Origin of the sequence: Xanthobacter flavus (assembly GCF_017875275.1) — a bacterium.
In the GTDB taxonomy this organism is placed as follows: domain Bacteria; phylum Pseudomonadota; class Alphaproteobacteria; order Rhizobiales; family Xanthobacteraceae; genus Xanthobacter; species Xanthobacter flavus_A.
In genome coordinates this window covers 3,630,781-3,653,872 of record NZ_JAGGML010000001.1, presented here as the reverse complement: position 1 = coordinate 3,653,872, position 23,092 = coordinate 3,630,781, and the positions used below count along the sequence as shown (strand labels likewise).

Annotated in this window: 22 protein-coding genes; 12 read left to right on the top strand and 10 right to left on the bottom strand. The window is 68.3% G+C overall.

What is annotated here, in order from left to right; all coding sequences use genetic code 11:
* Window positions 1–3 precede the first annotated feature (3 nt).
* Both J2126_RS17340 and J2126_RS17335 read left to right on the top strand, forming a co-directional pair.
* The gene (locus J2126_RS17340) at window positions 4–1,137 is read left to right on the top strand and encodes a DUF1513 domain-containing protein (RefSeq protein WP_209488118.1); all 1,134 of its coding nucleotides are present in this window, start codon (window positions 4–6) and stop codon (window positions 1,135–1,137) included.
* Window positions 1,138–1,232: 95 nt separating this feature from the next.
* Window positions 1,233–1,793 carry an NADPH-dependent FMN reductase gene (locus J2126_RS17335; RefSeq protein ID WP_245327415.1) on the top strand — a complete coding sequence of 187 codons (561 nt, stop codon included), beginning with the start codon at window positions 1,233–1,235 and terminating at the stop codon, window positions 1,791–1,793.
* A 7-nt stretch (window positions 1,794–1,800) separates the two neighbouring features.
* On the opposite strand, the gene queD is transcribed toward J2126_RS17335, so the two are convergent.
* The 3 genes from queD to J2126_RS17320 form a co-directional block, all read right to left on the bottom strand.
* Window positions 1,801–2,157: a 6-carboxytetrahydropterin synthase QueD gene (gene queD, locus J2126_RS17330; protein ID WP_209490271.1), complete on the bottom strand. Its 357-nt coding sequence runs from the start codon at window positions 2,155–2,157 to the stop codon at window positions 1,801–1,803.
* 35 nt (window positions 2,158–2,192) lie between these two features.
* The gene (queE, locus tag J2126_RS17325) at window positions 2,193–2,828 is read right to left on the bottom strand and encodes a 7-carboxy-7-deazaguanine synthase (RefSeq protein WP_209488116.1); all 636 of its coding nucleotides are present in this window, start codon (window positions 2,826–2,828) and stop codon (window positions 2,193–2,195) included.
* A gap of 76 nt (window positions 2,829–2,904) precedes the next feature.
* A complete protein-coding gene (locus J2126_RS17320; RefSeq protein WP_209488115.1) occupies window positions 2,905–4,065 on the bottom strand; it encodes an alpha/beta hydrolase in 1,161 nt (386 codons plus the stop codon).
* Window positions 4,066–4,374: 309 nt separating this feature from the next.
* Between J2126_RS17320 and J2126_RS17315 the strand changes: the two genes are divergently transcribed.
* Window positions 4,375–5,340 (top strand): ring-cleaving dioxygenase, encoded by a 966-nt coding sequence (locus J2126_RS17315; RefSeq protein WP_209488114.1) that lies wholly within the window; start codon window positions 4,375–4,377, stop codon window positions 5,338–5,340.
* A 78-nt stretch (window positions 5,341–5,418) separates the two neighbouring features.
* On the top strand, window positions 5,419–6,510 hold the full coding sequence (locus J2126_RS17310) for a helix-turn-helix transcriptional regulator (protein WP_209488113.1): 1,092 nt from the start codon (window positions 5,419–5,421) through the stop codon (window positions 6,508–6,510).
* Between the two features lie 15 nt (window positions 6,511–6,525).
* Here the strand turns inward: J2126_RS17310 and J2126_RS17305 are convergent, their stop codons facing one another.
* The gene (locus tag J2126_RS17305; RefSeq protein WP_209488112.1) at window positions 6,526–7,656 is read right to left on the bottom strand and encodes an aminomethyltransferase family protein; all 1,131 of its coding nucleotides are present in this window, start codon (window positions 7,654–7,656) and stop codon (window positions 6,526–6,528) included.
* 400 nt (window positions 7,657–8,056) lie between these two features.
* On the opposite strand from J2126_RS17305, the gene J2126_RS17300 reads away from it, so the two are divergent.
* The 7 genes from J2126_RS17300 (at window position 8,057) to J2126_RS17270 (ending at window position 16,938) form a co-directional block, all read left to right on the top strand.
* A complete protein-coding gene (locus J2126_RS17300; RefSeq protein ID WP_245327413.1) occupies window positions 8,057–9,460 on the top strand; it encodes an acyl-CoA dehydrogenase family protein in 1,404 nt (467 codons plus the stop codon).
* A 122-nt stretch (window positions 9,461–9,582) separates the two neighbouring features.
* On the top strand, window positions 9,583–10,095 hold the full coding sequence (locus J2126_RS17295; RefSeq protein WP_245327409.1) for a flavin reductase family protein: 513 nt from the start codon (window positions 9,583–9,585) through the stop codon (window positions 10,093–10,095).
* The gene (locus J2126_RS17290; RefSeq protein WP_209488110.1) at window positions 10,096–12,393 is read left to right on the top strand and encodes a DUF1989 domain-containing protein; all 2,298 of its coding nucleotides are present in this window, start codon (window positions 10,096–10,098) and stop codon (window positions 12,391–12,393) included.
* 232 nt (window positions 12,394–12,625) lie between these two features.
* Window positions 12,626–14,308: an APC family permease gene (locus J2126_RS17285; RefSeq protein WP_209488109.1), complete on the top strand. Its 1,683-nt coding sequence runs from the start codon at window positions 12,626–12,628 to the stop codon at window positions 14,306–14,308.
* Window positions 14,309–14,319: 11 nt separating this feature from the next.
* Window positions 14,320–14,907, top strand: coding sequence for a dimethylamine monooxygenase subunit DmmA family protein (locus tag J2126_RS17280; RefSeq protein ID WP_209488108.1), 588 nt, complete (start codon window positions 14,320–14,322; stop codon window positions 14,905–14,907).
* Window positions 14,904–15,860, top strand: a complete 957-nt coding sequence (locus J2126_RS17275; protein ID WP_209488107.1) for a PDR/VanB family oxidoreductase — start codon at window positions 14,904–14,906, stop codon at window positions 15,858–15,860. The genes J2126_RS17280 and J2126_RS17275 overlap by 4 nt, the downstream gene beginning before the upstream one ends.
* Window positions 15,861–15,876: 16 nt before the next feature.
* Window positions 15,877–16,938, top strand: a complete 1,062-nt coding sequence (locus J2126_RS17270) for a heme-dependent oxidative N-demethylase family protein (RefSeq protein WP_209488106.1) — start codon at window positions 15,877–15,879, stop codon at window positions 16,936–16,938.
* Between the two features lie 25 nt (window positions 16,939–16,963).
* Here J2126_RS17270 and J2126_RS17265 read toward each other — a convergent pair whose 3' ends face one another.
* Window positions 16,964–17,599 (bottom strand): MarC family protein, encoded by a 636-nt coding sequence (locus tag J2126_RS17265; RefSeq protein ID WP_209488105.1) that lies wholly within the window; start codon window positions 17,597–17,599, stop codon window positions 16,964–16,966.
* A gap of 136 nt (window positions 17,600–17,735) precedes the next feature.
* Between J2126_RS17265 and J2126_RS17260 the strand changes: the two genes are divergently transcribed.
* Window positions 17,736–18,575, top strand: a complete 840-nt coding sequence (locus tag J2126_RS17260; protein ID WP_209488104.1) for a universal stress protein — start codon at window positions 17,736–17,738, stop codon at window positions 18,573–18,575.
* 114 nt (window positions 18,576–18,689) lie between these two features.
* Here the strand turns inward: J2126_RS17260 and J2126_RS17255 are convergent, their stop codons facing one another.
* From J2126_RS17255 to J2126_RS17235, 5 genes are all read right to left on the bottom strand, one after another.
* Window positions 18,690–19,127 (bottom strand): hypothetical protein, encoded by a 438-nt coding sequence (locus J2126_RS17255; protein WP_209488103.1) that lies wholly within the window; start codon window positions 19,125–19,127, stop codon window positions 18,690–18,692.
* 209 nt (window positions 19,128–19,336) lie between these two features.
* Entirely contained in the window at window positions 19,337–20,758 is a 1,422-nt protein-coding gene (locus J2126_RS17250; protein ID WP_209488102.1) for a sensor histidine kinase, read from the bottom strand.
* A 64-nt stretch (window positions 20,759–20,822) separates the two neighbouring features.
* On the bottom strand, window positions 20,823–21,494 hold the full coding sequence (locus J2126_RS17245; protein WP_209488101.1) for a response regulator transcription factor: 672 nt from the start codon (window positions 21,492–21,494) through the stop codon (window positions 20,823–20,825).
* A 375-nt stretch (window positions 21,495–21,869) separates the two neighbouring features.
* Window positions 21,870–22,190, bottom strand: coding sequence for a hypothetical protein (locus tag J2126_RS17240; protein WP_209488100.1), 321 nt, complete (start codon window positions 22,188–22,190; stop codon window positions 21,870–21,872).
* On the bottom strand, window positions 22,187–23,047 hold the full coding sequence (locus tag J2126_RS17235; RefSeq protein WP_209488099.1) for a glycoside hydrolase family 108 protein: 861 nt from the start codon (window positions 23,045–23,047) through the stop codon (window positions 22,187–22,189). The genes J2126_RS17240 and J2126_RS17235 overlap by 4 nt, the downstream gene beginning before the upstream one ends.
* Between the last annotated feature and the right edge of the window lie 45 nt (window positions 23,048–23,092).

Here is a 23,092-nt window from a genome sequence, read left to right as displayed (position 1 = left end):
GACATGCGCGCGCGCCTCGACCACGCCCCGCTCATAGGCCGCCGCGGCCTGCTGCTCGGTAGCGCCGCGCTCCTCGCCGCCGCAACCTTGCCGGGCGACCTGCGCGCTGCCGAACTGGACGAGGGCTGGCTGGCGACGGCGGGCGTGGGCGAGGGGTTCGCCGCCATCGGCCTCGACGCCGGCTTCGCCCCGACGCCGGAGGCGCCTTCCGATGTTCGGCTCCACGGCATCGAGGCGAGCCCGGCGGGTCCGCTCGCGGTGGCAGTGGGACGGCGGCCGGGGCGCATCGCCCTCGTGTTCGACCGGCGCAAGGCCGGCGTGGTCACGAGTTTCGGGCCGGGCGAGGGCCGCGTTTTCTCCGGCCACGGCCGTTTCACCGCGGACGGCCGGCTGTTCCTGACCAATGAGATCGAGCGCCCGGCGGATGGCATGCGCGCCATGGGGCGGGGCGTCGTGGCCGTCCGGATCGTGGAGGGCGGCTTCGCCATCCGCGACGAATGGGCGAGCGGCGGCGACGGCCCGCATGATCTGATGCGCTCGGGCGCCGCCCTCGTCATCGCTAATGGCGGCATCGAGCCCAACACGCCGGAGGCACGCGACGCCGAAGTGACCGGCTCCGGCATCACCCTCGTGGACCCCACCACCGGCGCCGTACGCGGCGAGGGCAAGCTCTCCGCCGATCTGGCCAGCCTGTCGCTCCGCCACCTCGCGCACGACAGCAATGGCGGCACGGTGGTGGCGGCGCAGGACCTGTTGAAGGATGGCGAGGCCCGCCCCCTGCTTTTCCGCATCGCCGCCGATGGCGCGCTCTCCCCCTTCGATGCCCCGGATGCGGCATGGCGGGCGTTGCGCGGCTATGTCGGCTCGGTCGCCTATGACCCCTCCGGCCGCTTCGTCGCCTGCGCCACCCCGCGCGGCAACCAGGTGGCCGTGTGGAAGGCGGACGGGCGCTATCTCGGCGCGGTCCCCCTCACCGATGGCTGCGGCCTCGCGTCGGGGGCGGAGGCGGGCACATTCGTCGCGGCGTCTGGCTATGGCGAGGTGATCGTGGTGAAGGCCGAGCGGGAGGGTGTCGCCATCACCGCGCGGCGCACCGGCGGGCCGCGCTACGACAACCACATGGTGCGCATCGGCTGATTTTCATTCGCCCTCACGCAACCTTCCTGCTTTTGCGCCATTATCGGGATCGTGCCCGTGGTGGGCATTGAGTGGCGGGCAGCGGGAGAATGGCGATGAACTGGGTCGTGCTGGTCGGCAGCGTTCGCAAGGGGTCCCTCAACGCCGCGCTGGCCCGCGCGTTGGCGGGCATCGCGCCGGAGGGGACGACGCTGGAGATCCTGCCCTCCATCGCCGAATTCCCCATCTATGATGGGGACATCGAGGCGGAAGGCTTCCCGGCACCGGTGACGGCCATGGGGGAGAAGGTGGCGGCGGCGGATGCGCTCGTCATCGTGACGCCGGAATACAATTACTCCGTCCCCGGCGGCCTCAAGAACGCGCTCGACTGGCTGTCGCGCCTGAAGCCGCAGCCGCTTTCCGGCAAGCCCACCCTCATCCTGTCCGCCTCGCCCGGCAGCATGGGCGGCGCGCGGGCGCAATATCACCTGCGGCAGGTGCTGGTGGCGCTCAATGCCCACGTCATGAACGTACCGGAGGTGATGGTCGCCCAGGCCCACACCAAGATCACGGACGGCGTGGTCACCGATCAGGGCACGCTGGACTTTACCAAGAAGCAGCTTGCCGCCTTCGCCACCTTCGTGAAGAAGGCCAAGGCGGGGGACGCGGCGGGCTGAGGCCCGCTCACCCCTCTGCGTATTCGGCGAACGACATGGGCGTCTCGTAGACCCGCACGGACGCGAGCGTGGGCAGGAGCGGCTTCATCCGCGTCCAGATCCACGCCGCGATGATCTCGGCGGTGGGGTTCTCCAGCCCGTCGATGTCGTTGAGGCAATAATGGTCGAGCTGCTTCAGCAGCGGACCGAAGGCGTTCTCCACATCGAAGAAGTCGACCACGAAGCCGGTGACCGGATCCACCGGTCCTTCCAGCGCGAGGTCCACGCGGTAGGAATGCCCGTGCACACGCCGGCAGCGGTGGGTTTCCGGCACGTTGGGCAGGAAGTGCGCGGCCTCGAAGGTGAAGCCCTGGGTGATCCGCACGCGGCCGGGCAGCGCCGCGGGGGTGTCACGGGTGGTCATGGAATTCCGATCATCTTGTGGGTCTGGACGGACAGGCGCCAGCGCGGATTGGCGAGGCAATAGGCCACCGCCGCATCGGTGTTCGCGCGGCGATCCGGGCCGTCCATGGGCTGGAGGAAGAAGTTGGTGAAGGGGAGGTTCGCGACCTCGGCGGGATCGAGCCCGGTCTGCGGGAAGACGAGCTTCAGCTCGTGACCGGCGCGCTGCTTCAGCTCGGTGCCAGCCTTGGGGCTGACGCAGATCCAGTCGAGCCCCTCCGGCGCGGCAACCGTGCCGTTGGTCTCCACCGCGATCTCGAAGCCCCGCGCATGCACCGCCGCGATGGCTGCCGGATCGAGCTGGAGCAGCGGCTCGCCACCGGTGAACACGACGAAGCGGCGCTCGGCGCCGGCCTGTCCCCAGACGGTCGCGATGGCGTCCGCCAGCGCCTCAGCGTCCGGGAAGCGGCCGCCACCCTCGCCATCCAGGCCGACGAAATCGGTGTCGCAGAAACGGCACTGGGCCGCGGCGCGATCCTCCTCCCGCCCGGACCACAGGTTGCACCCCGCGAACCGGCAGAAGACGGCGGCACGCCCCGCCTGCGCGCCCTCCCCCTGCAGGGTGAGGAACATTTCCTTGACTGAATAGGCCATAAGGCGACGCCTTTAGACCGAACGCGCCCGCGAGGGAAGCGCCGGCGGGGCATAGGTCGCCTGCGAAGGCCGGGTCCTATTGGGCGGGGGGCGGCTGGGTTGGGGACGGCAAGACGGGGCCGGACGACTGGGCCGCCCGCGCCTGATCGAGGCCGGTGATGCGCACGCCTTGCATCTGCACGCTGTTGGACGTGGCCGTTCCGCTGGCGCTGGCGATGGTGCTCTGAAGCTGGGGCGCCATTTCCGCCAGTTGCGCGAACTTGCCGTGGTTGAAGCTGTCGAGCGCCTTAACGTCGGTCATGTCCACCACGACGGCGCCCAGTTCGACCAGCTCGGTGTCGTTGGCGTATTCTCCGAGCCGCGGCTTCTTGCCGGCGAGGAATTCGGAGAAGCCCAGCGCCTTGTCGTCCCGCGAGATGACAACGACGAACGGCTTCGGCGGCTTGCCGAAGCGGCGCAGCTGGGTCTTGAACACGTCCACGTCGATGTCCGGCGCGGCAAGGATGATGTTGCCGATCTTGTTCGGCGGCAACGTCTTGCCGGAGATGCGGATCTGGCGCAGCGCCTCCACCGTCAGCCAGTTGCCCATGGAGTGGGCGAGGATGCTCACCTGGTCCGCGCCGCTGCCGAAGGCGAGGCGGATGGTCTCCTCCAGCTGGTCGCGGGCGGCGGTGGCGCTGTTGTTGTCGTAGACATAGCCCTCGGTGGTCGCCCGCGAGGCCCAGGTGAAGAGGACAGGGACGGCCGGCGCGTCGGAATCCGTCGCCATCTGCGCGAGGCGGTACAGCGCCTCGGAGAACATGGTGTTGTAGCCGTGCACGAAGATGAAGACGTTGCGCTTGCCGGCAGGCCGGCGCGCCAGCTCGCTCTTCAGGTCGCGCAGGAACTCGCTTTCGGTGTCGCGGTAGACGGCCTCCCGCACCACCATGTCGGTGGCCGGATTGCCCAGCCCGTTCTTCGGCCACTCGATCTCGCCCGGCTTGTGGGTGGGCGGCACGGAAAGGTCGATCTTCGCGAAATTGAGCTGGGCGGAACGTTCGCCATTGAAGAACACGCCGGCGCGCGGGTCCCGTTCGCGGGTGGAGGCGACGAGGATCACCTGCTCGCGCGCACCTTCAGCCAGCGGAGCGGCGACCGGGACAAGCGCATCGATGCCGGGGCGATCGGAGCAGCCGGCGATGAGCATGACCACCGTCGCGGTCGCGATGAGGCGCAGTGCCAGATTGCGCAACGTCATGCGCCAATTCCCCCGAAGTCTGCCACGCGCTAACGCATGCCCCCGCATCACGGGTTGTCTTGGCACAAACAATGAGGCGGATGAACGGCGATCGCCCGAAATGCTGAACAGCCGTGAAACGGCGCCAGGCCGGCCACGCCCCCGGGTACCGCAGATTGCAGAAAGCAAGGTGATTGACCCCTGTTTCGCTCAATCTTCTTGCAAACCAGCAAACCCAGATTGCGCCCGTGGTTCTCGTATCGGAGGGGCTGTCCGCCTATCTCTGGCAGCAGACAGATACCCAGGCTCCGCACGCCGGAGGAGGACGCAATGGCAAACACCACCGAGACCACCGGGCCCCTGACCGGACTGCACCACGTCACCGCCATCACGGCCGACGCCCCCTATAATCACCGCTTCTACACCCAGACGCTCGGCATGCGCCTCGTGAAGAAGACGGTGAATCAGGACGACGTGTCCGCCTATCACCTCTTCTATGCCGACGGGGAAGCCAACCCCGGCACCGACCTCACCTTCTTCGACTGGCCGGTGCCGCGCGAGCGCCGGGGCAGCCATGCGGCCGTGCGGACTTCTCTGCGGGTGCGGGACGAGGCGGCGCTGGAATATTGGGCGGCGCGCCTCACCGACGCGGGTGTCGCCCATGCCGGCATTGAGACCCGCGATGACCGCCACCAGCTTCCCTTCGAGGACCGCGAGGGCCAGCGCCTCGCGCTCATCGTGGATGACGGCAAGGGACCGGGCACGCCCTGGTCCAAGAGCCCGGTGCCGGAGGCGCACCAGATCCGCGGCCTCGGCCCGATCCTGATCTCGGTGCCGGACCTCGCGCCCACCGCCGCCGTGCTCATCCACGTGATGGGCATGAAGGAGGTGCGCACCTATGCCGCCGAGGACGGCCGCGCCATCCATGTGTTCGAGATGGGCGAGGGTGGCCCCGCCGCCGAGGTGCATGTGAAGGTGGAGCCGGGCCTTTCACCCGCCGGACAGGGCGCGGGCGCGGTGCACCATGTGGCTTTCCGCGTCACCACCTTCGACCAGTATGAGGAGTGGGCGCGGCGGCTGAAGGAGCTGCGCATCCCTAACAGCGGGATGGTGGATCGCTTCTACTTCCGCTCGCTCTATTTCCGCGAGCCCAACGGCGTGCTGTTCGAGTTGGCCACCGACGGTCCCGGCTTCGCCGCCGACGAGGACGCCGCCCACCTCGGCGAATGCCTCGCGCTGCCGCCCTTCCTGGAGGGCCGCCGCAGCGCCATCGAGGCCGGGCTGAAGCCACTCTAGCTCGCGTTTCACACGCTGTGGTATTCTCCGCCGTGCTCCGGGTTGCAACCGGCGCACGGCGGATAGGGCAAGGGTTGGATGGTGGACGAGCTCGATGTGGTGGATGGCCTCTATGAGGCGGCCGTCCTGCCGGAGTTCTGGCCGCAGGCCATCGAAGGGTGCGGACTGCAGGCCGGCGGCATCGGCGCGGTGATGCTGATGAACAGGGGCGGGAAGTTGCGCGGCTTCGCCTCACCGGGCCTTGTGGAGCGCTTCGCAAAATGGGGCGCGCAAGGTGGCATGGCGTCCAATCCGCGGCTGGAACGGGCTCTCGCGCGGCCCGACATGCCGGTGGTGCTCGACCGCGACCTCTTCACCCCCGACGAGATCGAGACGCTCCCTTACTTCAAGACGTTGCGCTCATTTGGGGTCGGCTGGTCGGCGGCCCTTGCCATGCCCATGCCGGATGGCGCCCACGTGGCGCTCAGCCTTGAGAAGCCGGGCACCGAGGCGCCCTTCGACGACGCGGCGGTGGACTGGCTGTACCGGCTCCGGCCGCATGTTTCGCGGGCCGCAGTCACCTCCATCCGCCTCGCGCTGGAGCGCCTCAACGCGACGCTCCAAGCCTTCTCGGCCCTGGGCGTCGCGGCGGCCACCATCGACGCCTCAGGGCGGATGATCGACGCCAACGCGCCCTTTGCCCCCCTGCTGGGGCGGGTCGTGCTCGACCGGCGCGACCGCATTGCCCTGATGGACCGAAATGCGGATGCCCTGATGGCCCAAGCGGTGGCCCGCCTGCGCCGGGATCTTTGGTCCACCACGGTGGGCTCGATCCCCATCCGGCCGACGGAGGGGCAGGCCCCGCTGGTGCTTCACGTGGTGCCCGTGCGGCGCAACGCGCACGACATCTTCGTCGGCGCCGGCGCATTGCTGGTGGCAAGCGAGATCGGCGATAACCGGACACCGGCATCGGCTGTCCTCCAGGCACTGTTCGACCTCACGCCCACCGAGGCGAAGGTCGCGCGCCTGCTGTGCGACGGCCGGTCGATCCATGCGATCGCCCTGGAACTGGGGAGCACGGAATTCACCGTCCGCGCCCATCTGAAATCCGCTTTCCGCAAATGCGGCGTGCACCGGCAGGCCGAGTTGGTGGCGCTGCTGCGCACCCCGTTCAGCCCGCCGGAGCCCTGATTTCCAACCTTCGGCTCAGGCCCGCTCTTCCAGCGGATGCGTGCGCAGCCGCATGGGGTCGTAGAAGGGCGTGCGCACCACGGTCGCCTCGAAGCTCTCGTCGCCGTCGGTGACGGTAAGCGCGGTACCGAGCGCAGTCACGTCCGGACGTAGCGAGACCAGCGCCAGCGACTTCATGAGATGGCGGCTGTAGGTGGTGGAATTCACCACGCCCACCTCTGCGCCATCCTTGAAGATCTTCGCGCCGGGCGTGATCGCCTTGGCCGCCAGCACTTCGAGACCCGCTTGGTGGGTGCGTTCCGTGCCCTTGCGGGCGAGGAGGGCCGCCTTGCCGCGGAAATCCGGCTTGGAGAGGTCCACGGACCAGTCCATCAGCACCTCGAAGGGCGTCGTGTCCTTGTGCGGCATGTCGAAGGGGAAGAAGAGCAGGGAGCCTTCCACCCGCACGATGTCGAGGCAGTCCCACGACACCGGCATGGCGCCGAAGGGCTTACCCACCTCAAGGATCTTGTCCCAGAGGAAGACCGCATCCTTCGCCGCGCAGAACACCTCATAGCCCCGCTCCGCCGAATAGCCGCCGCGGGCGAGCGACACCGGGATGCCGAACAGGGTCGTCTTGCCGTGCCCGAAATAGGGCAGGTCCTTCAGCACCATGGGGGTGTGGGGGGAGAGGATGTCGAGGGCGAGGGGGCCCTGCAGGGAGAGGATATGGACATCGTTGTCCCGCGCGAAGGTGACATCGAAGCCCTCCGCCACCACCGGCAACGCCTCTTCCAGCGCCCCCCCGCCGTGCGAGAGGCGGAACGTGCCGTCCCCGTCCACATAGACGAGCACGTCGTCGATCAGCCCGCCTTCGTCATCGACGATGGAGGAGATCATGGAGCGGCCAGCCGGAATCTTGGCGATGTCGGCGGTGAGCAGCTTGTTGAGGAACGCGAGCGCGTCGGGGCCGCCGATGTCGATGATCTTCAGGGCCGACACATCGAAGAGGCCGGCCCGGGTGCGCACCGTCTCCGTCTCCACATACGGGTCGGTGGCGTAGTGCTGGGGAATCGCCATGTCGTTCCAGGATTCCTCAAGCTTGGAGCCGAGGTCTCGGTGACGGTCGTTGAGGATCGATTGGCGCAGAATGGTCGCGCTGGTCATGTGCCCTCTCTTGAAGGATGCCGGCCCGTGCGCCGGGCCCGTCGTTAAGGCAGGCGGGCTCGGCGGCCCTCGGGGCCGGCCACGCGCCGCGACGAGCGCATCCTGATGGCGGGCAGCGGATTCTGTCAATTACTTTTCCTGAGAAGAAATTTCTTTGGTAGCATGGCGCGAAAGGCGGCACATGAAAGCGAGGCAGCCCCATGGAACGCCCAGTTCACGATCACATCCGGAGCCGTTTTCGCTCAATTAATGGGCTTGCACCGGAATTGGTCCGTGGCACTCTCGTTTCTACCGCGTCAAAAAAGTTCACTGAGGGGAACAGGCGCGCCACAGCGTGATCGCAAATGGCAGGGACGGCCGCGGGGACTGCCCGCGTGCCGGCCCGGGCGGAGCTTGAGACATGTCCGAGACGAAGATGTGGGGCAAGGAAGAGTTCTGGGGGCTCGGCTTCGAGTGGGACCCCCAGTGGCTGCTGAGCGCCGAGCAGAAGGACTTGCAGGCGAAGCTCATCGCCTTGTGCGAGACCACGCTGCGCGCGAACGCCGTGGAGAGCGACGCCAACTACGTCTACCCGCGCAAGAATTTCGAGGCGCTCGCCACCCTCGGCCTTCTCTCCCTGAATGTGCCGAAGGAACTCGGCGGCCTCGGCCAGAACCATGTCTGCGCCGCCATGGTGGTGGAGACCATCGCCCGCTACGGCTGCCCCTCCACCGCCATGTGCTACACCATGCACCTCGGCGCCGTGGCCGCCGCGCTGCTGCGCCACCACGACAACCCGCTGCTCACCGACATCCTGAAGCGGCTGGACACCGACGTGCTCATCGGCACGCTCTCCTATTCCGATCCCGAGACCGGCTCGCACTTCTGGTACCCGATCTCCTCCAAGGCCGAGGCCCATGGCGACGGCTGGAAGGTGACGAAGAAGGCCTCCTGGACCACCTCCGGCGGCTTCGCCGACTGGTACATCGTCCAGACCACCAGCCCCGGCTTCTCCGGCGACTATTCCGACCTCTCCTGCTTCCTCGTCACCAAGGACGAGGTGAAGGCCAACCCCTCCGAGTGGGACGGCCTCGGCCTGCGCGGCAACCAGTCCGGCCCCATCGTGGTGGAGAATGCGGTGCTGCCGAAGGAGGCCCTGGTCGGTCCCGTGGGCGACGGCGCGAAATCGAACGACGAGGTGGTCGACCCCTTCTTCCTCACCTGTTCATCGGCCTGCTGGAACGGCATCTCGCTGGCGGTCATCGACATCGCCAAGCGTCACACCACCCGCAAGACCCACAATGACGTGGGCATGCGCGTCGCCGACTACCCCACCATCCAGGACTATGTGGGCGAGGCGATCATGGACACCAATGCCTGCCGCGCCTTCGACTACCAGATGGCGCAGGCACTGGATTCCGTCACAAACAATTGCGACTGGTCGATCCACAAGGACATCGACGCTTTGCCCCGCTCCACCCTGCTCCACTGGCTGTGGCAGGTGAAGTTCGAGGCGGCCAAGAACGTCGCCCATGTGGTGGACAAGATGCTCCACGCCACCGGCGGCACGGGCTTCCGCCCGGCGCTCCAGATCGAGCGTTATCTGCGCGACGGCAAGGCCGGCTGGGTGATGGGTCCCACCAACGAAGTGCTGCGCCAGTTCGTCGGCAAGGCCGCGCTGCTGGGCTTCGGTTCGCTGGACTACTGGAACAAGTCGATCAACGAGCGCGTGCTCAACAACGAGATCAAGAAGATGGACGAGGCGGAGAAGCGCGCCTTCGCCGAAAAGCTGCTGGCTGAGCTTCAGCCGGCCAAGGTGGCGTGACGCGGGACGCCATCACGCGGAGCCTCGCCCCCTCTTCGCTCAGGAGGGGGCGAGGACCCGCGCGCCCGCCATCGAAGGGGATTATCATGGACGGGTTGTCGCATTTCAGAGAGTACCTTGCCATGACGACCATTGATCTCGACGCCCGTTTCGACCCGCGCGAATTGCGCAACGCCCTCGGCCGCTTCGCCACCGGCATCGCGGTGGTGATGGCGCAGGACGAGGACGGCCCCATCGGCGTGACGGTGAATTCCTTCTCCTCCGTCTCGCTGGACCCGCCGCTGATTCTCTTCTCCATGGCCCGCTCGCTGCACTCGCTGGCGCGGCTGGAGAGGGTGAAGGCCTATTCGGTGAACATCCTGCTGGAGAGCCAGCAGGAGATTTCCAACCGCTTCGCCCGCTCCGGCGAGGACAAGTTCTCCGCGACTCCGTGGGAGATCGGCCCCTCCGGTGCGCCGCGCCTCGTGCCCGCCCATGCGGTCTTCGAGTGCGTGCCCTATGCCCATTACGACGGCGGCGACCATGTGATCTTCGTCGGCCGGGTGGTGCATCTGCATGCCGAGGGCGAGGGCGATCCGCTGCTCTATTACCGCGGCAGCTACCGGCTGCTCGCGGCCATCGCTCAAGAGGGGTGAATGGACGCCTCCCTCCTTCCCCCAGGTCCTTCCGCCTCGCCCACCGCCGCCCGCGAGCGGGTGGTGGTGCGCGGCGGCGGCCTCGCCGCCCTCACGCTCGGCGCCGGAGACATGCTGACCGTGCTGGACCCGGAAGGGCTCCAGCCGGCGCTGGTCTTCGTCACCGACATGGGTGCGGTGGAAGGCTGGGAGGGCGCCGGCGTCGAGACGTTGCCTGCGCTTCTGGAACAAGGGGGAGAGGGCAGCGCGGAGGTCGCCCGGCTGTTGGCGGACATGCGCCTCGCGCCGGCATCGCTGGCGGGGCGGACGGTGCTGTCGGGAGACGGCGGCGCGGGCGCGACGGCGGACATCGCCGCGCGGGCAGATGTGCTCGTGGTGATCGCCGCCCCCGGTGGCCCCATGTCCCCGGACGCGCAGGACGCGCCCACCGATCTCATCGTGACCGTGACCCGCGCCCGGGGCCGGGGCCGTCCCCTCCCCGCCCCGCTCGCGCTACCGAAGCTCGACCTGCGCGTCCCGGCGGCCGAAGCCCGCGCCTACAAAGTGAAGGCCGGCGACTATATCCAGATCATCGACGTGGACGGCCGCCAGTGCGCGGACTTCCTCGCCTTCGACGCCGCCGCGCTTGAAAAGGGCGCGGAATACGGCCTCGACGCCACCACAACCCGCACGCTGATGGGCGCCGCCTATCCGGGGCCTGGCCTCTATTCCAAATACTATGACGAGCGCCAGCTGCCGCTGGTAGAGGTGATCCGCGACACGGTCGGCCGCCACGACACCTTCGCCCTCGCCTGCTCGGCGAAATACTATGAGGACATGGGCTATCCCGGCCACGCCAATTGCACGGACAATTTCAACGCCGTGCTCGCGCCGCTGGGCATTCGCCAGCGCGCCGGCTGGCCGGCGATCAACTTCTTCTACAATACGGCCGTGGACCACACCAACGCCATCACGATGGACGAGCCATGGTCGCGGCCCGGCGACTATGTGCTGCTGCGCGCTTTGACCGACCTCGTGTGCGCCACCTCGTCCTGCGCCGACGACATCGACCCCGCCAATGGCTGGGAGCCCACCGACATCCATGTGCGCGTCTATGACGGCGCCGAAAACTTCTCCAAGGGGATCGCGTTCCGCATGAGTGCCGACGCCGAGCCGCGCCTGACGCGCGAGAGCGCCTTCCACCAGAGCCTTGCCGCTTATACGCGCAACTTCGTGGAGTATCGCGGCTTCTGGCTGCCCACCTGCTTCACCAGCGAGGGGCCGATCGCCGAATACTGGGCCTGCCGCGAGAAGGCCGCGGTGATGGACCTGTCCCCCCTGCGCAAGTTCGAGGTGACGGGGCCGGACGCCGAAATCCTGCTCCAGCGCACGGTCACGCGCGACATGCGCAAGCTCGCCGTGGGGCAGGTGGTCTATACCGCGCTGTGCTACGACCACGGCGGCATGATTGACGATGCCACCGTCTTCCGCCTGTCGCCGACCAATTTCCGGGTGGTGTGCGGGGAGGAATTCACCGGCACGTGGCTGCGCACCAAGGCGGCGGAGTGGGGCCTCCACGTCCACGTGCGCTCTTCCACGGACCAGTTGCACAACATCGCGGTGCAGGGGCCGCTCGCGCGGGACATTCTCGCCGAGGTGATCTGGACCGGGGCCACCCAGCCCGCCATCACCGAGCTGAAGTGGTTCCGCTTCGCCGTCGCCCGCCTCGGCGGAGCCACGGGTCCGGCGCTGGTGGTCTCGCGCACGGGTTATACGGGCGAATTGGGCTTTGAAATCTGGTGCCATCCCAAGGACGGCAAGGCGCTCTTCGAGGCCGTGTGGGCGGCGGGCGCGCCGAAGGGCATGAAGCCGCTCGGCCTCTCCGCGCTGGACATGCTGCGCATCGAGGCCGGGCTGGTCTTCGCCGGCTACGACTTCTGCGCTGAGACCGACCCCTTCGAGGCCGGCATCGGCTTCGCCGTGGCGGACAAGGACGAGGATTTCGTCGGCAAGGCGGCGCTGGCGCGGCGCAAGGCGAACCCGGCAAAGAAGCTCGTGGGGCTCAAGATCGAGAGCAACGACGCGGTGGGCCATGGCGACCCGCTCTTCGTCGGCCGGGCGCAGGTGGGCGTCGTCACCAGCGCAACCCGCTCGCCCATTCTCAGGGGCCAGATCGCGCTCGCCCGGATCGATGTCGCCCACGCGGCGGTGGGCACCGCCATCGAGATCGGAAAGCTGGATGGACTGAGGAAACGCATCGGCGCCGAAATCGTGCCGTTCCCCCATTTCGATCCGCAGAAGACCCGGGTCCGAGCCTGAATGAGACGACCCGCCTGAATGGCGGGCCTGAAGACTGCAGTATCGTCCCGGCGCGCCTGAATAAAGGTGCGACGCCCGGGCATGCTGTTGTTTCCGCAGTTCTGGCGCGACTACTCATTGGGCAGCATCTGGCGCCAAAATAAGCTCGCAATGACGTAACGATACGTCTATATCTTCGTTGACAAATTTTTTTCTTATCTGGAAACTCCCTCGCCATAACGAGGGGACAATCATGAGCATCACCGCAACCAATGAAGCGGTCGCCGCGCCTGAGGCCGGCTCGCTTCAACGCAAGATCAGCTGGACCGGCGCGTTCTGGATCGCGAGCGGCGTGCCCGCCCTCGTGCTGTTCTCCATTGGCGCCATCGGCGCCACGGTGGGCGCGCCGGCCTGGTTCGTGTGGATCCTGTCCATCATCTTCGGCTTCATCCAGGCCTTTTCCTACGCCGAGATCGCCGGCCTGTTCCCGCACAAGTCGGGCGGCGCCTCGGTCTACGGCGCCATCGCCTGGGTGCGCTACGGCAAGCTGCTCGCGCCGTTCTCGGTGTGGTGCAACTGGCTGGCCTGGTCGCCGGTGCTGTCCATCGGCTCAGGCCTTGCGGCGGGCTATGTGCTCTCCATCCTGTTCGCGCCGGACGCCGCCATCAACACCTGGCAGCTCACGCTGGTCGATCTCGGCTGGCTGAAGGCGGGCCTCGCGCTGCGCATCAACGCCACCTTCCTCCTCGGCGCGGTGCTGCTGCTCGTCGCCTTCGCCATCCAGCATCGCGGCATCAGCCAGACCGCCAAGGTGCAGGTCATCCTCGGCGTGGTGGCACTGCTGCCGCTGATCCTCATCGGCCTCGTGCCGCTGATCACCGGCGACGTGCTCGCCGCCAATCTCGGGCCGTTCGCCCCGCTCGCCAAGGACGAGGCGGGCAAGGTGATCGCCGGCGAGTGGAACATGGCGGGCCTCACCCTGATGGCCGGCGGCCTCTTCATCGCCGCGTGGTCGACCTACGGCTTCGAGACCGCGGTCTGCTACACGCGCGAGTTCCGCGACCCGAAGACGGATACCTTCAAGGCTATCCTCTATTCGGGCCTTCTGTGCATCTTTGTGTTCACCATCGTGCCCATCTCCTTCCAGGGCGTGCTCGGCCTCGGCCAGCTCGTGACCCCGGCAGTGGTGGACGCCTCAGGCACGGTCACGACGCCGGCGGTCTATTCCGGCATCCTCTCCGCCGACATCTATTCCGGCATGGGTGTGGCGAGCGCCATGGCCGACATGATCAAGGGCGGACCCATCGTCCACACCGTGATCGTGGTGATGCTGATCCTCGCGCTGATGCTGGCCATCATCACCTCCATGGCCGGCTCCTCCCGCACGCTCTACCAGGCGTCGGTGGACGGCTGGCTGCCCAAGTATCTCAGCCACGTGAACGAGAACGGCGCCCCCACCCGCGCCATGTGGACCGACCTCGGCTTCAACCTCATCCTGCTGATGATGTCGGACTACGTGTTCATCCTCGCCATCTCCAACGTCTGCTACATTCTGTTCAACTTCCTGAACCTGAATTCCGCCTGGATGCACCGCATCGATCGTCCCACCTGGGAGCGCCCCTTCAAGGCCCCCGTCTGGCTCATCGGCATGGGTACGGTGCTCGCCTACGTGAACCTGTTCCTGCTTGGCATGGGTGCCGACATCTGGGGCGCGGGCACGCTGGTGACCGGGCTGATCGTATCGGCCGCCATCATCCCGGTGTTCCTCTTCCGGCACTATGTGACGGACAAGGGCCAGTTCCCGGCGGCGATGATGGAGGACATGCACCTCAAGGCCGAACCCGGTGCCGGCACGCGGGCGGGGATGCTGCCCTACCTCGCCCTCGCGGCCGGCGCCGTTGTCATCATCGTGGCCCGCAGCATTGCGGTCTATTGAACGGAGACGAAATGAGCGACCAGGGTATCAAGAGCCGCCCGAAGTACGCGCCGCTGGCTCCGGACCCGTCCGGACGGCACCACCTGCTGGTGGTCGAGGCGGCCGAGGTTCCGGCTGAGGCGCTGGCGGAGGGGGTTGCCCCCTCCGCCTTCGAGGTCTGGACGGTGGCCCGGCGTAGCGCCGTGGCCTCCGCCCCGGCCATGGAAGAGGCGCCGGGCAGCGTCGCCACCTTCCGCTCCGTGACGCACCTGTTTTCCGCGCTGGAAGAGCGGCTCGCCCGCGAGACCATGGGGCTGCGCCTCTATGCGGCCGGCGCCGAGCCGTTCCTGTGGGACGTGTGGGGCCGCGCGGAAAAGGCCGGCCTCAGCCGGCAGGAGACCGCCTTCGCCGAGGTCGGCCCGAAGGCAAGGCGCATCTATTGCGTCCATTGCCGGACGGTGAGCGAGGGCGTGACCACCTCCATCTTCACCTGCCCGGGCTGCGGCGCATCCCTGTTCGTGCGCGATCATTTCTCACGGCGGCTCGCCGCCTTCATGGGCGTCCAGGTGGACGCCGAGGTGCCGGGTGAGGTGCCCGAGGCCGAGGAGCTTTACGCATGACCGCCGCCCAGCCCTTCAGCGTGCGCGTGCGCGAGATCGTCGAGCTCGCGCCGAGCCTCAAGCGCTTCTCCTTCGAGCCGGCCCATGGCGGCGCGTTCCCCACCCCACCGGCGGGTGGGCACGTTCTCCTCACCCTGCGCGACGGGGCGCGGGTGATGAAGAATGCCTATTCCCTCGTCTCCCCGCCGTCCGAGCGGGCGCGCTACGACATCATCGTGCGCCTCGTCGCCCAGTCGCGGGGCGGCTCCTCTTTTCTCCACCGCCGGGTCGCGGCGGGCGACGTGCTGGAGATGGCCAATCCGGTGAGCCTCTTCCCGCTCGCCTCCACCGCGAAGAAGCATCTGCTCATCGGCGGCGGCATCGGCATCACGCCGCTTCTGTCCTTCCTGCCGGAGCTGAAGGCGCGCGGCGCCCGGTTCGAATTGCACCAGCTCGCGACTCTGGAGGAAGTGCCGGTGTTCGAGCGCCTGCTCGCGCCCTATGCGGCGGGCGAGGAAATCCGCGTGCATGGCGGCGGCCGCGCCGCCTTCGATCTCGCCGGCCTGCTGGCGCGCCAGCCGCTGGGCACCCATGTCTATGTCTGCGGGCCGCACAGCCTGATGGATGCGGTGGCCTCCACCGCCGCCGCCCTCGGCTGGCCCAAGGGCAAGGTCCATAAGGAAAGCTTCGGCGGCGACGTCACCGGCCTGCCCTTCCGCGCCGTGCTGCGGAAGTCCGGCATCGAGGTGGAGGTGGGCGAAAGCCAGAGCCTGCTGGAAGCCATCGAGGCGGCCGGCGTGGAGGCCCCGTGCCTGTGCCGTGGCGGCGCCTGCGGCCAGTGCGCCACCTCCCTCGTGGAGGGCGAAGCGGACCACCGCGACGACTTCCTCTCCGCGGAGGAGAAGGCGGCTGGCACCCTCATCATGACCTGCGTGTCGCGTGCCCGCGGCCCGCGCATCGTCATCGACCTGTGATCCCGGGAGGATCCGCATGACCGTCCAGTTCAAGCCCGCAGAGACCTTCCGCGACACCTTCACCTACAAGAAGTCGCCCGAGGACCTCCTGCGCTTCCCCTTCCCGTTCCCCGAAGACAGCTACATGTATTCGGTGAACATCGAGCCCCACGTGCGCGGCGGCCCCACGGCCGCCTTCCAGGCGGTGTTCGACATCGACGAGCACTATATCGCGGAGTGCAAGGAGCGCGCCCGCGTCCTCGCCGAGGACCCCAAGCGCTGCCAGGTGCTGCCGCACATGATGACGGCGGAGTGGGACACGCTCGAACTCATCATGGAGAGCCTTGCGGCGGATTATCCCGAGCACTTCACCCTGTCCAAGGACGGCGACGCCTGGACCTGGGTGAACCGGCCGCTCGGCATCCAGCAGAGCTTCATCTTCGGCAAGGCCGAGACGCTGCCCTGCGGGCCGTTCGAATACATCACCCGGCAGGCGCAGGGCGATTTCACCCTTCAGGACCAGCGCGAGGACAACCTCTTCGTGGACGGCGGCATGGTGACGACCCAGGCCGACTGGTCGCTGGAGTTCGACATCGGAATGAGCTTCCACGAGTGGCACGGCCCGGTGCCGCTGGCGCACGAGAAGGGCGTGTTCGACCGCGCCCTGAAGTATCTCCTGCGCCTCCAGTATGGCCAGCCGGTGCGCCGCCTCAACTGGACCATGACGGTGAACCCGCGCCTCGACACCTCGCCGGAAAACTATCCCGTGTGGGGGCCCGACAAGGCGTCGGTGACGCCGCAGAACGTGGCGGATAAGGTGCACCTGCGCGTGGAGCTGCAGACGCTCTATCGCCTGCCCCGCTCCAACGCCATCCTGTTCGGCATCCGCTGCTATCTCACCAGCGTGGCGGACATCGCCAAGGTGCCCAAGTGGCGCCGGCGGCTGCACCGGGTGCTGCGCGACCTCAATCCGGACATCGCCGCCTACAAGGGCCTCCCGCGCTTCCGCGAGATGGTGGTGGACTATCTGGCGCCGCTGGACGACGGCGCCCCCACCTCTGCGGGCATCGCGCCGGACATCGACAAGATCGAGGCCTGATCCGTAACGGCCAGCCTGCCGCCGCTCAGATCGGCGGCAGGCTGAGCCATTTCTGGAAGGCGTTGAGCACCAGATTGACCGAGAAGGCGGCGAGCAGGATGCCCATGATCCGCCGCAGCAGGCTCGCTCCGCCCTCCCCGAGCACCTTGGCGATGTAGTCGCCCAGCCAGAAGATGGCGAACAGCACCAGCGACATCAGCACCAGCACGCTCACCGTGATGAGGTGCTGGGAGAGCGGGGCGCCGCGGTTGTTGTCGGAGAACAGCACCATGGCGAGAATGGCGCCCGGCCCCGCCACGATGGGCGTCGCGATGGGATAGACCGCGATGTGGACGAGCCGCCGCTCGGGATCGGCGGTCACGGCATGCTGCGTCATCGCCCCGAAGATCATGGTCATCGAGAAATAGAACAGTATGATGCCGCCGGAGATCTGGAAGGCGAGGATGGAGATGCCCATCGCCTCCAGCAGCATCCGGCCAAGGAGCGTGAACACCACCAGGATGAGGAAGGCGAAGGCGGTGCCCATCGCCGCCACCTTGTGCCGTTCCTGCCGATCGAGGTGGGAGGTGGTGGCGAGAAACATGCTGAGATGGCTCAGCGGTTCCAGCACGACCCAGAGCGTGACCAGCTGGCTCGCGAACAGGTTCAGATCATCGATCATGGGCGCTCCCTCGCGCCTCTTATTACCTCACGGAAATGGGCTGGCAACCGGTACCGGCGCCCTGCGCCCTTGACATGACGCAACGACACGCTGAAGCCTTCGGATACCTTGATCTCGTGTCAGGAGGAAACGCCAAATGGTGCAGAACATAAAAAGCGTGCTCATCGGGATGACGGAAGAGGGCATTGACGAACCCTCCGCCGCGCTCGCCTACGGCTTGTCGCTGGCCCAGCAATCGGGCGCCCATGCCACCATCCAGGCGGCCTCGCTGAAGGTGGTGATGGGCAATACCTTCGTCAGCAATGTCGCCACCGGCCTTGTCGCCGCCCACAACCGGCGGCTCAGGCAGCTGGCGCAGGACGTGGCGGAGCGGGCGCGGGGCGATGCGGCGGCCGCCGGTGTCGCCGCCTCGGTGGAAACGCCGCAGCTCGCCTACGGGCAGCTGGTTGAGCTGTTTATCGCCCAGGCGCGGGTCCATGACATCTCGGTGCTGGACGCGGAGGTCGCGACCGTGAATGCCGACCGCGGGCTCATCGAGGCGCTGCTGTTCGAGAGCGGCCGGCCGGTCATCGTGGTTCCGCCGGGGGTGGACACCTTCAAGCACGACCGCGTTCTCATCGCCTGGGATGCGAGCGTGCGGGCGACGCGGGCCGTCAACGACGCCATGGGCATCCTCAAGTCCGCGGCCTCCGTGGAGGTGCTCGCCATCGGCTCGGAAAAGGAGCTGGCGCACGAAGTGCCCGGTGCCGAGCTTGCGCCCCATCTCGCCCGCCATGGCGTCCATGTGGACGTGAAGAACCTTGTGGTGAGCCCGGACGGCGTGGCCGCGACCCTGCGCGAGCAGGCGGGTCTGATCGGCGCCGACCTCATCGTCATGGGCGCCTTCAACCACTCGCGCATCCGCGAATGGGTGCTGGGCGGCGTCACCGAGTCTCTGCTGGAGGACTGCAAGGTCCCCCTGTTCATGTCCTACTGAAAGCTGATGCCGGCGCGGCGCGCCTCAGGCGGCCGCCCATCCTTTACCAGCGTTCCCGAAAGCCATGTCCGCCCACCGCCCCGCATCGCCTCAGGCGGCGGGGTCCTAGCGCGCTCAGCTCACCGGCTGCCAGCGGCCCTCCGCCGTGCGGCAGGCGGCGCCGCGGGCGATCTGGGGGCGATTGTCGATATAGATGGTGTGGGAATAGTCGCGGCAGCTCTGGAAGCCGGCGCGGTTGTAGGGCGGGCCGGCGATGACCGTGCCGCGCGCGGTGCCGTCGCCCTTCCAGCCGATGGGATAGCCGGGGCCGCCCGTCTCCAGCGCGGAAATCTCGGCGTCGTAGGCGCGTTGCCGGTCGGCGTCGTCGAGCCCGTTGCCGATGCCGCCGCTGATGAGGCCGCCGGAGACCGTGCCGGACATGACCGGCGCCGTGGGCAGGGCCGCCAGCGCCGCCGTTGCCTTGTTGCCGGTCGTGTCGGTCGCGCATCCGCCGAGCGCAAGGGCGAGGACCACTGCGGACGCGGGAAAGACGCGGGACACGCGGACGAACATGAACAGGCCTCGGGCAGAACAACGGGCAGGACGGACCCGGGCAAAATGCCCGTGCACGTCATCAACGCTCAGACCAGCCCATCGGATCACCGATTGGGGCAACAAAGAGGCTGACGGGCTCTCTTAGGCACCGCAAGTCTCACTGTGAAGACGGTTTGCCGCAGGCTGTGGCGCCACGGTATCACCCGCACCAGCCCGGCCGGGAAACGTCAGGTGGGCGGGGGCGGCGCTGCCGCTGCAGGCAGCACCAGTTCCGTGCGGAGCCCGCCGATGGGGGCCGAGCTCAGCTCGAACCGCCCGCCATAGAGCAGCGCCAGTTCCTGCACGATGGACAGGCCAAGGCCGGAGCCGGGCTTGGATTCGTCCAGCCGCCGCCCCCGCCGACCCACATCCACCCGCCGGGCGGGATCGAGACCGGGGCCGTCATCGTCGATGCTCACATGGAAATAGACCCGGTCGCCGGGGGTGCGCGGCCGCTCCACCAGCACCTCGACCTCCACCCGGGAGGAAGCCCACTTGCAGGCATTGTCGATGAGATTGCCGAACATCTCCTCGAGGTCCTGCCGCTCGCCCCGGAAGTGCACGTCCTCGGGGATGCGCACGTCGATGGCGAGATCCTTGGTGCGGTGGATCTTCTCCATGGTGCGGGCCAGCGCGGTAATGACCGCCGTCACCTCGCACACGCTCGCCACCACGGAGATGCGGGCGGCCATGCGGGCGCGCTCCAGATGGTGGGCGACCTGGTCCCGCATGACGCCGGCCTGGTCGCGCACGCGCATGGCGAGCGGATCGTCGCGGGTACCGGCCTCGTTCATCAGCACGGAGAGGGGGGTCTTGAGCGCATGGGCGAGGTTGCCGACGTGGGTGCGGGCGCGCTCCACGATCTCATGGTTGGCGTCGATGAGGGCATTCACCTCGCGCACCAGCGGCACGATCTCGATGGGATAGGTGCCCTCCAGCCGCTCGGCCTTGCCGGAGCGCACGTCCGAGAGGGCCTGGGAGATGCGCGTCAGCGGCTTCAGCCCGAACCGCACCTGCACGATCACCACGAGGAGGAAGGCGCAGGCCAGCACCACCAGTGTCGTGGCGAGCGAGAAGTTGAAGGCGGAGATCTCCGCTTCGAGATCGGACGCGGCCGCCGCCACCGAAACGATGTAATGGGCATCCGGCCCGAGGTCGACGTCGCGCTCCACAACCCGCACGGCGACGTTGCCCGGACCCGCGGCATAGCCCTGCCGCATCAGGCCGGGGCGCCCGCTGATACCCTGCGCGGCCAGCAGCGGAAGACTTTCGCCCACCAGCGAACGCGAGGTCCGCCGTTCATTCACGCCGTCGGACTTGAGCGCGATCTGCCAGTACCAGCCGGAATGGGGGAAGGCGAAGAGCGGGTCGGCCAGCCCCGCCGGCTCGGGCAGGCGTTCGGACGCATTGGCCACGTCCGCGACGATGATCTTCAGATAGATGTCGAGCTGCCGGTCGAACGCCCGCTCGGCGGAGCTGCGATAGAGCGAGGCGAGCACGAGCCCCACCACCAGCAGCACCACCACGGTGATGCCCATGGCGGAGAGCACGAGGCGGAACGCCAGGGAGCCGGGGGTGTACTCCGGCGGGCGGCGGGCCGGGTCCGCCATGTCAGCGCGCCGCCGTGCGGGAGCAGGCCGGACGGGAGCGGGCCGGAAGGAAGCAGGCCATGGGTCAGCGCGGCTCCTCGGGGGCCGCGAGCAGATAGCCGAGGCCGCGCACGGTCTGGATCACGTCGCAGTCGAGCTTCTTGCGCAGGCGCCCCACGAACACCTCGATGGTGTTGGAATCGCGGTCGAAATCCTGATCGTAGAGGTGCTCCACCAATTCCCCGCGCGACACCACGCGCCCCGCATGGTGCATGAGGTAGGAAAGCAGGCGATATTCGTGCGACGTGAGCTTGACCGGATTGCCATCCACCGAGACCCGGCCGGAGCGGGTGTCGAGCCGCACCGGGCCGCAGGACATCTCGCTGGAGGCGTGGCCGGTGGCCCGTCGCAGCAAGGCGCGCAGGCGGGCGAGCACCTCCTCCATGTGGAAGGGCTTGGCGACGTAATCGTCGGCGCCGGCATCGAAGCCCTGCACCTTGTCGCTCCAGCGGTCGCGGGCGGTGAGGATGAGGACGGGGGTGGTCTTGCCCGCCCGCCGCCAACTTTCCAGCACGGAGATGCCGTCAAGCTTCGGCAGGCCGATGTCGAGCACGATGGCGTCGTAGGGCTCGGTTTCGCCGAGGAACTGGCCTTCCAGCCCGTCATAGGCCCGGTCGACGGCATAGCCGGCGTCGCCCAGCGCCTCGACAAGCTGCCGGTTCAGCTCGGGATCGTCCTCGATCACCAACAAGCGCACGGTGCCCCTCCGCCTTCGCCTGATCCTCCTTAAGCGACAGAGGCCAAGAATGACAGAGCCTTGCACGCCTGTCAGCGATGACGGGGCGCCGCAGCAAGCGCTTGGGCCGTCGGCCCCGGTCTTCAACCGGTGCCAAGCGGGCCACGCTCAAGCGCCGCGCGGTTGTTTTTGGGCGGTCACGCTCAAGCGCCGCGCGGTTGTTTTTGGGAGGTCACGCTCAAGCGCCGCGCGGGCTTAATGGGGGGCTCCCGGCGCGCCACTCACCGCCAGCCGCACAGGCGTCGGCCAACCGCGTTGGCGGCCTTGGCCTGGCGGATGGTCTCGTCAGTGTCGGAGAGGGACCAGCGGATGGGGGCGGCGGCGCCGCAATAGACCCTAGTCGCGCCGGAACCCGTCGTCGTCGCGCAGCCGGCCAGCATCGCCGTCGCGGCGAGCGGCAGCATCCCGCGCAGACCGCGCGGCAGAAAGGCTTTCCGAGACATCGCGTTCTCCTTCCTTCAGGGCGCGGTCATAGCCGCGCTGGGCGGCGCGCCGGGTGACGAGGACGACGGCGAGGACGGCGGCGGCGATCCCCGCCGCCCGCACGCCGAACAGGCGCAGCAGCACCGCCACGGCGAGGCCGCCGGGAATGCCCCAGGCCCACCACGGCACGCCGTAGCCGAGGAAACCCGCTAGGGCGTCGAGCGCCCCGCTCACGGCTTCGCCTCCCCGGCCGCGCCGGTGCCGAGGTCGAGCACCTCGGCCCGCTTCGCCCCCGCGTGCGCGCTCCACCAGACCCAGGCGAGGCCCGCGAGGGTGGCGAGGAGGCCGAGCAGGGTGAGCGCGGCGAAGACATTGGCCAGCAAAGGCGAGCCGGCGGCGTGGGGCTCGATCTGCCGCGCCGCCTCGGCCACGGTGGAGGCAACGAGGCCGCCGGCCACGGCACCCGCGCCCGCCTCGGGTCGCGGCGCGGGCTTCGCGCTCGCCAGCGCGCCCTTGGCCCCCTCCCCGTCCTTGGCCGGCACGGCGACGGAAGAGGTCCGCCCGCCGGTCGCCCAGGATTTCCCGAGCTTGCGCACGTCGGCGACGCGCCGGCCCCAGCCCTTGCCGAAGACCGGCCAGGTGCGCAGCGCCTGGAGCATGGCGAGGCGGCGGTCGCAGATGTCGTCCACGAGGCGGGCCGGCGCATGCTCGGCGGTGGCGCGCGCGGCAGCGAGCGTCACCTCCCCCACCTGCCCGTCGGCGGAGAGGGAGAGCGCGCGCTGGAGCCACTTCGCAGATTGCGCCGGGCCGGAATTCACCGCGCCGTCGAACACCACATAGTCGATGCCGTCGGGCAGTTCGTCGGCGCGCACGGCGTCCCAATACTGGCGACGATAGATTTCCTTCAGCTCGGCGTCCTCGATCTCGCGGACCGGACGCAAGGCGAGCCCCTTCGAGCGCCGCCAGGCGTCGTAGACGCGCTGGATGACGCCCTTCATGGTGGGGCCGCCGGGATCGTCGGGATGGTTGGAATAGCCGCCCTCGTGGCGGAGCACGGCGGCGAGCGCCGGCGCGAAATTCTGCGCGACCATGACCGGGCCTTTCCGGAAAGCGAAAGGGGCCCCGCGATGCGGAGC

Coding starts and splice junctions, on each gene's coding strand:
- J2126_RS17340 (WP_209488118.1), top strand. CDS start 4: ATGCGCGCGCGCCTCGACCACGCCCCGCTCATAGGCCGCCGCGGCCTG.
- J2126_RS17335 (WP_245327415.1), top strand. CDS start 1,233: ATGAACTGGGTCGTGCTGGTCGGCAGCGTTCGCAAGGGGTCCCTCAAC.
- queE (WP_209488116.1), bottom strand. CDS start 2,828: ATGGCCTATTCAGTCAAGGAAATGTTCCTCACCCTGCAGGGGGAGGGC.
- J2126_RS17320 (WP_209488115.1), bottom strand. CDS start 4,065: ATGACGTTGCGCAATCTGGCACTGCGCCTCATCGCGACCGCGACGGTG.
- J2126_RS17315 (WP_209488114.1), top strand. CDS start 4,375: ATGGCAAACACCACCGAGACCACCGGGCCCCTGACCGGACTGCACCAC.
- J2126_RS17310 (WP_209488113.1), top strand. CDS start 5,419: ATGGTGGACGAGCTCGATGTGGTGGATGGCCTCTATGAGGCGGCCGTC.
- J2126_RS17305 (WP_209488112.1), bottom strand. CDS start 7,656: ATGACCAGCGCGACCATTCTGCGCCAATCGATCCTCAACGACCGTCAC.
- J2126_RS17300 (WP_245327413.1), top strand. CDS start 8,057: ATGTCCGAGACGAAGATGTGGGGCAAGGAAGAGTTCTGGGGGCTCGGC.
- J2126_RS17295 (WP_245327409.1), top strand. CDS start 9,583: ATGACGACCATTGATCTCGACGCCCGTTTCGACCCGCGCGAATTGCGC.
- J2126_RS17290 (WP_209488110.1), top strand. CDS start 10,096: ATGGACGCCTCCCTCCTTCCCCCAGGTCCTTCCGCCTCGCCCACCGCC.
- J2126_RS17285 (WP_209488109.1), top strand. CDS start 12,626: ATGAGCATCACCGCAACCAATGAAGCGGTCGCCGCGCCTGAGGCCGGC.
- J2126_RS17280 (WP_209488108.1), top strand. CDS start 14,320: ATGAGCGACCAGGGTATCAAGAGCCGCCCGAAGTACGCGCCGCTGGCT.
- J2126_RS17275 (WP_209488107.1), top strand. CDS start 14,904: ATGACCGCCGCCCAGCCCTTCAGCGTGCGCGTGCGCGAGATCGTCGAG.
- J2126_RS17270 (WP_209488106.1), top strand. CDS start 15,877: ATGACCGTCCAGTTCAAGCCCGCAGAGACCTTCCGCGACACCTTCACC.
- J2126_RS17265 (WP_209488105.1), bottom strand. CDS start 17,599: ATGATCGATGATCTGAACCTGTTCGCGAGCCAGCTGGTCACGCTCTGG.
- J2126_RS17260 (WP_209488104.1), top strand. CDS start 17,736: ATGGTGCAGAACATAAAAAGCGTGCTCATCGGGATGACGGAAGAGGGC.
- J2126_RS17255 (WP_209488103.1), bottom strand. CDS start 19,127: ATGTTCGTCCGCGTGTCCCGCGTCTTTCCCGCGTCCGCAGTGGTCCTC.
- J2126_RS17250 (WP_209488102.1), bottom strand. CDS start 20,758: ATGGCGGACCCGGCCCGCCGCCCGCCGGAGTACACCCCCGGCTCCCTG.
- J2126_RS17235 (WP_209488099.1), bottom strand. CDS start 23,047: ATGGTCGCGCAGAATTTCGCGCCGGCGCTCGCCGCCGTGCTCCGCCAC.